This window comes from Hydrogenophaga sp. (genome assembly GCF_041633695.1).
Classification (GTDB): domain Bacteria; phylum Pseudomonadota; class Gammaproteobacteria; order Burkholderiales; family Burkholderiaceae_C; genus Hydrogenophaga.
This window is the reverse complement of sequence record NZ_JBFJMY010000117.1, coordinates 1-11,099: the sequence shown is the minus strand read 5'-3', so window position 1 is coordinate 11,099 and position 11,099 is coordinate 1. Positions and strand designations below refer to the sequence as shown.

Genomic DNA, 11,099 nt, shown 5'->3' with positions numbered 1-11,099 from the left:
TCCGGTTGAGCAACAACACCAGGCGGCCGTACACATCGATCAGCGCCACGTTGCGGGCACTTTCGGTGGCCAGGCGTGCCCTGCGGATCACTCGGGCCAGCAATTCCAGCGCGAATTCGGGTTGTTCAGCGATGTAGGCCAGCAGGGTTTCGCGCCCAACGACGCTGCAAGTACTGGCCTCGACCGCTTCCACATGCGCCGAACGCGGCCCACCGTCGAGCGACATTTCGCCCACGTACTCCAGCGGGCCATAACTGCCCAGCGTCAGTTCCTTGCCGTTCTCGTCGGTCAAAAAAGCGCGCAGGCGTCCCTGCAAGACGATGTAGAGGGTGTCGCCGCTTTCACCTTCCTGTATCAACAGTGTGCCGCGACGGTAACGGCGCGGAACACCCAGCGCCGCGAGTGCTTCGATGTGATGGGGATGGGGTTGGTCTGTCAGGTGTTTTCGCGCAGGCATCCAAATTCACGGGTGTACATACTCCGTGGGATTGTGCGCCAAGGGGGTGATCACGCGCAAGGCCGGGACCATGGGTGGCAGGCTGTGCACGCGCTCCAGCAGGCGGCGGATGCTGGAGCAGCCGGTTTTTTCGCGCAGCGCCTTGATCTGGCTGCGCACAGTGGATTGCGCCACGCCATGCTCGGTGGCGATGTCGGGAATGGACAAGCCGCGGCACAAGCCCATGAGCACCGCTTCTTCGCTGGGACTGAGGCATTTCGCGCGGGCAAACATGCCCACGGCCAGGTTGTCGCTGGCACGTTGCCGCGAGAGCAGCACCAGCACCGTGGGGGAATCGGTTTCCAGCGGATGACTCAAGGGTATGAAAGCCATGGGCAACTCGCGGTCCGACGAGCCCAGCATCAAAAGCTTGCGCTGGCCTCTGCAACACAGATCCAGCGCCTGCTGGATCTGCCCGGAATACGCGGTGGTGCGCCCCATCAAGGTATTGCCATGCGAGACCAGCACCCGGCCGCTAGCCAGTTCGTGGCGGGCCAGGTGGTTCAGGTGCAGGATCTGGCCCTGCGCATCGAGCACCAGCATGCCGTAATCGATCTCGTCCAGCACCCGCAGGATGTGGGCCGAAGTGGGTACGTCCAGCACGGCGGTGGTGGTGCTGGTGCTGAACGGACTGTCGTTCCATGCAGTTGAGTGGGCCGGTTGCATCATGCTGATCTCCTGGTTGGGATGGGATCAGTCTAGGCAGTTCGGGTTACAGCGGCTGTATACAGGTGCCACGAATCCTGTGATCTATTTACATGCGGTGGAGCGCCTTCGCCGCCATGTGGACCGGCCTTTTGGCTCAGGCGGCGAACGACTTCAGCGCCTGCTGCCGGATCGCGGAGAGTGTGGCCCGGGTGGTGATCACCTCGAGATCCAGCGTCACTTCGATCAGGGTACCACCGGGCGCGGCCAACGCGCGCAGCAGCGCGGGCTCGAATTCGGCCGTGCTTGCAATGCGCTCGGCTGCGTAGCCATAAGCCTTGGCCAGGGCGCAAAAGTCGGGGTTGTTCAAGCTGGAGCCGCTGACATGCTCGGGGAACTCGCGTTCCTGGTGCATGCGTATGGTGCCGTAGCTGCCGTTGTTGAGCAGCAAGATGATGCTTTTGGCCCCATGTTGCACGGCGGTGGCCAGTTCTTGCCCGTTCATGAGGAAGTCACCATCGCCAGCGACGGTGAACACGGTGCGCCCGGTGAGGATGGACGCCGCAACCCCGGCCGGCACGCCATAGCCCATGGCGCCGTTGGTGGGCGCGAGCTGGGTTTTCAAGCCGCTGGCCAAGCCGGTGTAGCGGTAAAAGCGGTGCAACCACGAGGCGAAATTGCCCGCGCCGTTGGTGAGCACAGCGTCCGCCGGCAAATGCTGTTGCAGCAACTGCATGACCACCGGCATGTCGATGCCGCCGGGCAACTCGATGCCGCCGTTGGCCGTATCGGTATTGGCCAGGTAATCGGCATGGCAGTCTTGCGTCCACTGACTCCAGGCAACGGCGGTCGGTGCGGCCAATACCTCCAGGCTGCGCGCGGCCGCGTTCATGGTGGCGCAGATCGCCAGCGTCGGCTGGTACACGCGGTGCAGTTCTTCGGCACTGGCGTGGATATGCACCAATTTCTGCTGGGGCACTGGCGCTTCGATCAGCTCGTAGCCCGGGTTGGTGGCCTCGCCCAGGCGCGGCCCGATCGCAATCAGCAAATCGCTCTGGCGGATGCGTGCCGCCAGCGCCGGGTTGATGCCCAGTCCCACATCGCCCGCATACAGCGGGTGGTGGTTGTCGAAGGTGTCCTGGAAGCGAAACGCATTGCTCACGGGCAACTGCCAGCTCTCGGCAAAGCGTTGCAGGGCCGCCGCCGCCTGAGCGGTCCAGCCTCCTCCGCCGGCGATCACCAGGGGGCGTTGCGCCTGCAATAGCAGTTGGCGCAAATCCCGCAAGGCGCCTGGATCGCTCCAGGCTTGCACCGGCTCGACCCGGGGCAGTGGCACGGTATCCACCACCTGGGTCAGCATGTCTTCCGGCAAGACCAGCACCACCGGCCCGGGGCGGCCATTCATGGCGGTGGCGAAAGCGCGCGCCACGTATTCGGGAATGCGCCGCGCATCGTCGATGCGCTCCACCCGTTTGGCCATGCCCTTGGTACTGGGGCCGAAGAAGCTGGAAAAATCCACCTCCTGGAACGCTTCGCGGTCGCGCGCCTCGCTGGCCACATCGCCCACAAACAACACCATGGGGGTAGAGTCCTGAAACGCGGTGTGCACGCCAATGGAGGCGTTGGTGGCGCCCGGACCACGCGTCACAAAACACACACCGGGGCGCCCGGTCAGTTTGCCCTGCGCCTCGGCCATGAAAGCCGCCCCGCCCTCTTGCCGGTTGATCACGAAACGGATGCGGTCGGCGTGGGCATGAAACCCATCCAGCACCGCCAGGTAACTTTCGCCCGGCACACCAAAAGCGTGGGTCACGCCTTGGGCGATCAGGCATTCGACTAACAGGTGGCCGGCAAGCTGGGGCATGGGATTGACTTTATTAACTAGTTGGTGAATTATTGCGCTATGAGCACAACATCCACACCGATACCAGAAGAGCGTCTGCGGGACGCCGACCGTTCGCAAAACACCATCTTGCTCGCAGCCCGCGACGAGTTTTCCGAGCACGGCCTGGGCGGTGCGCGGGTGGACCGCATCGCGGCCCGCGCCGGCCTGAACAAGCGCTTGATCTATTACTACTTTTCCGACAAAGACACCCTGTTCCAGGCGGTGCTGGAACAAGTCTACCTGCACATTCGCGAAGAGGAGCGAAAACTCAACCTGCTGGGTCTTCCGCCCGCCACCGCCCTGCGCCGCCTGGTGGAGTTCACCTGGAACTACTACCTCGACCACCCCGAGTTCCTCACTCTGCTGAACAGCGCCAACCTGCACAAGGCGAGGCACCTGGCCGAGTCGCAGCGGGCGCGGGAAATGAACTCGCCGCTGATCGCCACCCTGGGCGAAATTCTGGAGCGCGGGCGCGCCGACGGCAGTTTCCGCGGCGGCATCGATCCACTGCAGCTCTATGTGTCGATCGCAGGCCTGTCCTACTTCTACCTCTCCAACAGCCACACCTTGTCGGCCATCTTCGGGCGCGACCTGATGACCCCCAAAGCGCACAGCGAGCGGCTGTCGCACATGAGCGAAGTCATCCTAGGGTATGTACTGATGAACTGAACGGTTTTGTTGCTTGACGCGGGGGCGGGTGATTCTTATTATTAACCAATCAGTTAATTACAACCCACTGGAGACAATTGATGAAAACCGTTCCCGCTCGCCACCTTCTCGTCACCGCCGTGCTCGCGGCAGCCTCGGTCAGCGCCATGGCCCAGTGGAAGCCCGACCGCCCCATCACCCTGATCGTGCCGTGGGCGCCAGGCGGCTCCACCGACCAGGTTTCGCGCGTTACCGCAGCCGAGCTGGAGAAGCACCTCGGCCAGAAAATCGTCATCATGAACCAGCCCGGTGCCTCGGGCTCGGTGGGCACCAAGAACGCCATGGCCGCACCAGCCGACGGCTACACCTGGACCGCCGGTGGTGCCAAGGACCTGGGCACCTACAAGGTGCTGGGCATGCTCGACACCTCGGCCAGCGACTGGAACCTGTACCTGAACGTGGCCCACATCGCCGTGGTCGGCGTCAACGCCGACACGCCCTACAAGACCATGCCCGAGTTGCTGGCCGCGATGAAGGCCAACCCAGGCGCGATCTCGGTGGCCACGGCTGGCGTCAATTCCAGCGGCCACTCGGCCATCGAGTCGATCGCACGCGCCGCGGGCGTGACCTACAAGCACGTGACCTACGACGGCGGTGCGCCTGCCGCCGTCGCAGCCGCCTCCGGTGAAACCCAGGTCACGACGCAGCTCGCGGCGGAACAGACCGACATGATCCGCGCCAAGAAAATCCGTCCGTTGGCGGTGGTGGGTGACAAGTCGATCGAAATCGAAGGTGTTGGCGTCATTCCACCGCTGTCGCAGTTCATCCCGGGCTTCAAAGACCCGATCAACTACTTCGGCATCTTCGTGCCCAAAGCCGCACCGCCCGAAGTGGCCGCCACACTCAACAAAATCTGGACCACCGAGATGGTCAAGAGCGAGGCGCTGAAGAAATACGCACAAGCGCGTGGCGCCATGTTCGCGCCGATGGCCGGTGACGAAGCGCAGAAGGCCGTGTTCCCGGCGATCCAGTCCTACGCATGGACGCAGCAAGCCGCCGGCAAGGCCAAGGTGTCGCCCGACACCGTGGGCATTCCCAAGCCCTGAGCGCCACGCCAGACGACGGAACACACACCATGACCGAAGGCGGAAAATCCGCCCGCTCCGACCTCTGGGGCGGAGCGGGATGGGCAGGCTTTGGCCTGTTGATCTTGGCGGAATCGTGGCGCATGGAGCGCTTCGAATCCATGGGCGCAGAGCTGTACACCATGCCGGGTTTTGTGCCCGGCATGCTCGGTGGCGTGGTCACGCTGCTCGGGCTGGTGCTGATGCTGCGCGGCTGGCAACGAGGCCTGGCGCAGCGGGACCACGAGGCCGCCGAGCCACTGATCAACCGCCGCATCGGCACCACCTTGCTGCTCACCTTGGTGTACGCCGGCTTGCTGATCGGACGTGCGCCGTTCTGGCTGGTGACGGCCGTTTTCGTGGCTTGCTTCGTGTGGCAGTTCAGCCCCGAGGACACGGCACGCACCCGCCGCCTGGCGGTGTCCATCGCGGCCGGCATTCTGACGTCCGCCGTGGTCACCCTCGTGTTCCAGTACGTGTTCCTGGTCCGCCTTCCATGAGTCAGCCCGAGTTCACCCCCCATGTTTGACGGACTTTTTCTTTTCGGCGAATCCATCGTCCGCTTCGGGACCCCCGAGACGATTGCCTACGCGTTGCTGGCCTCCCTGGTCGGCGTGATCATGGGCGCCCTGCCCGGCCTCACCGCCACGATGGCGCTGGCGCTCATGACGACGCTCACGCTCAAGCTGCAGCCCAGCCAGGCCTTGCTGATCCTGATTTGCACCTACGTGGGCTCGATCTATGGCGGCTCGCGCTCGGCCATCCTGCTCAACATCCCGGGCACACCGGCCTCTGCGGCCTCGTGTCTCGACGGCTACCAATTGGCCCGCCAGGGCATGGCGGGCCGTGCCATGGGCATTGCCACCACCGGTTCGGTCATGGGCACCTTCATCGGCATGTTCTTCCTCGCCGCGTTCACCCCCATCCTGGGTGGGTTGGCGCTGAAGTTCGGCGCCTACGAATTTTTCTGGCTCGCGCTGTTCGGCGTCGTCATCGCCGGCACGCTCACCGGCGACGATCCGCTCAAGGGCTGGATCGCCGGCATCGCGGGCCTGTTCATCGCCACCATCGGCCAGGAGCCGCAGTACGGCTTCGAACGCTTTGCCTGGGGCGTGCGCGATCTGGCCGGCGGCATCCAGCTGGTGCCGGCACTGGTCGGCGCCTTCGGCTTCGCCGAACTGCTCACCGCCATGCGCCAGCGCCAGATGCCGGTGAAAATCAGCGCCGTCGACACCGTGATCCCCAAGCTGCGCGACGTGTTGAAATACTGGCGCACCATCATCCGTTCGGGCCTGATCGGCACCGGCGTGGGCATTGTGCCGGGCGTGGGCGAAGACGTGGCGGCCTGGTCGTCCTATGCTGCGGCCAAGCGCGGGAGCAAAGAAAAAGAGCTGTTCGGCAAAGGCTCGGTCGAGGGTCTGATGGCCGCCGAAACCGGCGACAGCGCCTGCGTCCCCGGCGCCATGATCCCGGTGCTCACACTGGCGATTCCAGGCTCGGCACCGGCGGCTGTGCTCATGGCGGCCATGATCATCCACGGCATCAAGCCGGGTCCGCTGATCATGGTGGAGAACCCGTCTTTCGTGTACGACGTGGTGGCCATGATGCTGTTCGCCACCATCGGCATCCTGATCTATGGCCTGGTGCTCACCAAGGCGCTGGTCCAGGTGCTGCGCGTGCCGCAGCACCTCATCGTGCCGATCATCTTCGTGCTGTGCTCGGTCGGCAGCTTTGCCATCGCCGGGCGCTTGTTCGATGTGTACGTGATGCTGGCCTTTGGCCTGATCGGCTTCTTCTTGCGCCATTTCGGCTACCCCATGGCGCCGCTGGTCTTGGGTATCGTGCTGGGCGACCTGCTGGAGAAGAACCTGCGCCGCGCGCTGATCCTCTCCGATGGCGATCTTTCGCCCTTCTTCACACGCCCGATCGCCGGCACGGTGGCCGCGATGATCTTTGCCACCGTGGGCTGGAAACTCTGGAACCTGTACCTGCGCCCTGTCAGACGCGAGGCCACAACATGAAGCTCGCGCTGTGCAACGAGGTCTTGCGGCCCATGCCCCTGACCGAGCAGTGCGAAGCCGCTGCGCGCATGGGCTACGACGCACTGGAGGTCGCACCCTTCACACTGGCGGACGACCCGTTCGCGCTCGACGCCACCGCCGCACGCGAGCTGCGCGCCACCGCGCTGGCCCAGGGTTTGCGCATCTCCAGCCTGCACTGGCTGCTGGTGCAACCCGAAGGCCTGTCGCTGGTGACGGACGATGCCGCGCTGCGCCGCCGCACGCTCGATCTGCTGCGCCGTCTGATCGACTTCGCTGGCGCCTGTGAAGCAGGCGTGCTGGTGCACGGCTCGCCTCGGCAGCGTTCGCCAGCGCCAGGACAAAGCGTGGCCGACGCCTCCGCGCGGCTGGAAGCAGCGCTGGCCGAACTCGCGCCCCATGCCGCCGCCGCCGGGGTCGTCTACTGCCTCGAACCGCTCGGCCCATTTGAAACCCCGGTGATCAACACCGTGGCCCAAGCCGCCGCGCTGGTGGACCGCATCGGCTCGCCCGCGATCCGCACCATGCTCGACGTGAGCGCCGCCTCGCACAGCGAAAGCGCGCCGGTGCACGAAGTGCTGCGCCAGTTCCTGGCCAGCGGCCACATCGCGCACGTACAGGTCAACGACAAAAACCGCCGCGGCCCAGGCCAGGGCGAGACCGACCAAGGCCCGGTGCTGCAAGTGCTCAAAGACATGCATTACGACGGATGGGTGGCGGTGGAACCGTTTGAATACGTGCCCGATGGCCCAGGCTGCGCCCAGGCATCGGCCCAGCACATGCGCAAACTCTGGCGGGCTCTGCCATGAGCGGCGCGGTGAATTTGCGCATCCGCGAGGTGCAGCTGTTCCAGCGCCACGTCACCCTGCGCCTGCCCTTCCGTTTTGGTGCCGCCACCGTGACCCAATGCCCACAAGCCTTCGTGCGGGTGCGCGCCGAGGTGGGGGGCAAGCGGATCGAAGGCGCAAGCGCCGAGCTGATGGTGCCCAAGTGGTTCGACAAGTCGCCCGCACTGACCCACGAACAGAATTTCGAACAGCTGCGCGAATCGCTGCGCAACGCACGCGATGCCCTGCTGGCCAGCCCGGACCTGCTGAGCCCGCACGCGCATGCACAAGCCGCCGGTGAAACCGCCACCACCGTGTCGCTGGCGCGCGGCCTGCCGCGCCTGGCCGCGCAGTTCGGCCCGGCGCTGCTCGACAAGGCCGTGGCCGATGCGGCCCTGCGCGCAGCCGGACTCTCCTGGGTGGACGGCCTGCGCGCTGGCGCGCTGGGCGACCCCTGGAGCGCGCAGCTGCAACTGGTGCGCCCGGACCATGTGCGGTTGCGCCACACCGTGGGCCTGGCCGACCGCCTGACCGACGACGAGGCCGGTCCGCAACCGGACGACGGGCTTCCTTCGACCCTGGAGGCCGCGATACGGCGCTACGGCCTGACGCACTTCAAACTCAAACTGAGCGGTCAGATCGACGCCGACCTGGAACACCTCTCGCGCATCGCCACCGTGCTCGACGCGCAAGCGGGCGACTACCGCGTCACCCTGGATGGCAACGAAACCTTTGTCGACGCCGGCAGTCTGGGCGGGTTCTGGCGTGCCTTGAGCCAGGCGCCCGCGGCCCGTGGCCTGTTGCAACGCACCTTGTTGCTGGAGCAACCCATCGCCCGGCGCGTCGCACTGGAGCAATCGATCAGCGCACTCAAACTGCCGGTGCCGGTGATCCTGGACGAATCCGATGACCGCGACGATGTGCTGGAGCGTGGCTTGGCGCTGGGCTATCGCGGCATTTCCAGCAAGGCCTGCAAAGGCATCTACCGCTCGCTGCACAACGCCGTGCGCGTGGCACAGGAGCCCGATCGTCTTGTGCTCTCGGGCGAAGACCTGACCTGCCAGGCCGGGTTGGCGGTGCAACAAGACACACTGCTGGCCGCCAGCCTGGGCGTGACCCACATCGAACGCAACGGCCACCACTACGTGGATGGTTTTGGTGTGGCGCCGCAAGCAGAGGCGCAAGCCTTCGCGGCGGCCCACCCCGGCTTTTACGACACAGCGCTCGGGCGACCACACCTGAGCATCCGCGCAGGGCAGCTCGACCTGCGCTCGCTGCATGTACCCGGTTTTGCAAGCACCACGTTCCCGCATTGGGACAGCCTGCAGGCCATTTCCTGAACCTCTCCCGAATTTCTTCCCGCTCTCTGAAAAGGACCAACATGTCACAACAACGACTCGGCCTCATCATGCACGGCGTCACCGGCCGCATGGGCATGAACCAGCACCTGATCCGCTCCATCGTTGCCATTCGCAACCAAGGCGGCGTGAAGCTCGCCAACGGCGACACGGTGATGCCCGACCCGATCCTGATCGGGCGCAACGCCGAAAAGATGGAAGCCCTGGCCAAAGCGCACAACATCGCGCGCTGGGGCACCGATCTCGACGCCGCGCTGGCCAACCCCGAAGACACCATCTTCTTCGACGCTGGAACCACGCAAATGCGCCCCACCCTGCTGGCCAAGGCGATTCGTGCCGGCAAGCACGTGTACTGCGAAAAACCGATTGCGACCAACCTGAACGAAGCGGTGGAAATCGCCCGCCTGGCCGAAAAATCCGGGCTCAAGCACGGTGCGGTGCAAGACAAACTCTTTCTGCCCGGCCTGCGCAAGCTCGACATGCTGCGCCGCGCCGGCTTCTTTGGGCGCATGCTCAGCGTGCGTCTGGAGTTCGGCTACTGGGTGTTTGAAGGCGACCTGCAACCGATCCAGCGCCCGAGCTGGAACTACCGCAAGGAAGACGGCGGCGGCATGATCCTGGACATGATGTGCCACTGGCGCTATGTGCTCGACAACCTGTTCGGCGAAGTGCAATCGGTGTCCTGCACGGGTGTGACCCACGTGCCGCAGCGTTGGGACGAAGCCGGCCAGCCTTACGAATGCACCGCCGACGATGCCGCCTACGCCACCGCCGAACTGATTGGGCACAACGGCGAACCGGTGATCGCACAAATGAACATGTCGTGGGCCACGCGCGTGCGCCGCGACGACCTGGTGACTTTCCATGTGGACGGCACCCACGGCTCGGCCGTGGCCGGCCTGTCGAGCTGCCGCGCGCAAAGCCGTGTGGCCACGCCGCGCCCGATCTGGAACCCGGACGAGAAACAGACCATGAACTTCTTCGACCAGTGGCAGGAGGTGCCGGACACCCAGGTCTACGACAACGGCTTCAAGATCCAGTGGGAGCACTTCATCCGCCACGTGGTGGAAAACGAGCCCTACCGCTGGACCTTGCCCGAAGGCGCCAAAGGCGTGCAGCTGGTGGAAGCCGCGCTGGAGAGCTGGAAGGAACGGCGCTGGGTCGACGTGCCGGCGCTGAAGGTCTGAAACGGAAACACCCCCGCCGCGCTTCGCGCGACCCCCTCCAGGGGGCAACACCTGCGGCCCGTCCTGAACTTGTTGAAGGGCGGTTTCCGCGGTGTCTTTTGACCCGACCCGCTCGCACGTCGCGCTCTGGAGATCTCACATGACCCTTTCTCTCAAACTACCGAACACCTCAGGCCAGGTTGAGGCCTACACGCTGCGCGGCACCGCCATGGCGAAGCCCGCCGCGAGCGTGAAGTTCAACCGCATCGCCTACTCCGCCGCCCACGTCGTGGCCAACCCGCTGGCCGCCATCGACCCCTGGCTGCAAACCGCTGTGGACTGGGACACCACCATCGCCTACCGGCAGCACCTGTGGTCGCTGGGCCTGGGTGTGGCCGAAGCCATGGACACGGCGCAACGCGGCATGGGCATGGACTGGCCCACGTCGCTGGAACTCATCCGCCGCTCGCTGGACGCCGCGCAGGACTTCGAAGCCCAGGGCGGCAGCGCCCTGGTGGCATCGGGCTGTGGCACCGACCACCTGGTGCTGGACAAGGTGAAGACGGTCGACGAGGTCATCGCAGGCTACGAAGAGCAGATGACTGCCATCGAAAAGCTCGGTGGCCGGCTCATCGTCATGGCGAGCCGCGCACTGGCGCGCGTGGCAAAAGGCCCGGACGACTACGCACGCGTGTACGACCGCATCCTGAGCCAGGCCAAGCAGCCCGTGGTGCTGCATTGGCTGGGCGACATGTTCGACCCGGAGCTCAAAGGCTACTGGGGCAGCGACGACCTGGACAAGGCCATGGACACGGCGCTTGCGGTGTTCGCAGCGCACCCGGACAAAGTGGACGGCATCAAGGTTTCCCTGCTGGACAAAGACAAGGAAATCGCCATGCGCCGGCGCCTGC

Annotated in this window: 11 protein-coding genes; 8 read left to right on the top strand and 3 right to left on the bottom strand. The window is 65.1% G+C overall.

From position 1 onward, the window contains the following. The 3 genes from ABYB95_RS09455 to ABYB95_RS09445 all read right to left on the bottom strand — a co-directional run. Positions 1-457 (bottom strand): Crp/Fnr family transcriptional regulator (locus ABYB95_RS09455; RefSeq protein WP_372658222.1); only part of this gene is annotated, 457 nt, incomplete at its 3' end. 6 nt (positions 458-463) lie between these two features. Further along, entirely contained in the window at positions 464-1,165 is a 702-nt protein-coding gene (locus tag ABYB95_RS09450) for a helix-turn-helix transcriptional regulator (protein ID WP_372658221.1), read from the bottom strand. 133 nt (positions 1,166-1,298) lie between these two features. Continuing rightward, complete coding sequence (locus ABYB95_RS09445; RefSeq protein WP_372658220.1) at positions 1,299-3,005, bottom strand: thiamine pyrophosphate-binding protein; 1,707 nt, start codon at positions 3,003-3,005, stop codon at positions 1,299-1,301. Positions 3,006-3,044: 39 nt separating this feature from the next. On the opposite strand from ABYB95_RS09445, the gene ABYB95_RS09440 reads away from it, so the two are divergent. The 8 genes from ABYB95_RS09440 to ABYB95_RS09405 all read left to right on the top strand — a co-directional run. Then, positions 3,045-3,695 (top strand): TetR/AcrR family transcriptional regulator, encoded by a 651-nt coding sequence (locus tag ABYB95_RS09440; RefSeq protein ID WP_372658219.1) that lies wholly within the window; start codon positions 3,045-3,047, stop codon positions 3,693-3,695. Between the two features lie 80 nt (positions 3,696-3,775). After that, on the top strand, positions 3,776-4,780 hold the full coding sequence (locus tag ABYB95_RS09435; RefSeq protein ID WP_372658218.1) for a Bug family tripartite tricarboxylate transporter substrate binding protein: 1,005 nt from the start codon (positions 3,776-3,778) through the stop codon (positions 4,778-4,780). A gap of 29 nt (positions 4,781-4,809) precedes the next feature. Further along, complete coding sequence (locus ABYB95_RS09430; RefSeq protein WP_372658217.1) at positions 4,810-5,298, top strand: tripartite tricarboxylate transporter TctB family protein; 489 nt, start codon at positions 4,810-4,812, stop codon at positions 5,296-5,298. A 21-nt stretch (positions 5,299-5,319) separates the two neighbouring features. Then, complete coding sequence (locus ABYB95_RS09425) at positions 5,320-6,819, top strand: tripartite tricarboxylate transporter permease (RefSeq protein WP_372658216.1); 1,500 nt, start codon at positions 5,320-5,322, stop codon at positions 6,817-6,819. After that, on the top strand, positions 6,816-7,646 hold the full coding sequence (locus tag ABYB95_RS09420; RefSeq protein WP_372658215.1) for a sugar phosphate isomerase/epimerase family protein: 831 nt from the start codon (positions 6,816-6,818) through the stop codon (positions 7,644-7,646). The genes ABYB95_RS09425 and ABYB95_RS09420 overlap by 4 nt, the downstream gene beginning before the upstream one ends. Next, a complete protein-coding gene (locus ABYB95_RS09415; RefSeq protein WP_372658213.1) occupies positions 7,643-9,004 on the top strand; it encodes a hypothetical protein in 1,362 nt (453 codons plus the stop codon). The genes ABYB95_RS09420 and ABYB95_RS09415 overlap by 4 nt, the downstream gene beginning before the upstream one ends. A gap of 41 nt (positions 9,005-9,045) precedes the next feature. Then, on the top strand, positions 9,046-10,209 hold the full coding sequence (locus tag ABYB95_RS09410) for a Gfo/Idh/MocA family protein (protein ID WP_372658212.1): 1,164 nt from the start codon (positions 9,046-9,048) through the stop codon (positions 10,207-10,209). A gap of 139 nt (positions 10,210-10,348) precedes the next feature. Next, positions 10,349-11,099 (top strand): DUF993 family protein (locus ABYB95_RS09405; protein ID WP_372658211.1); only part of this gene is annotated, 751 nt, incomplete at its 3' end.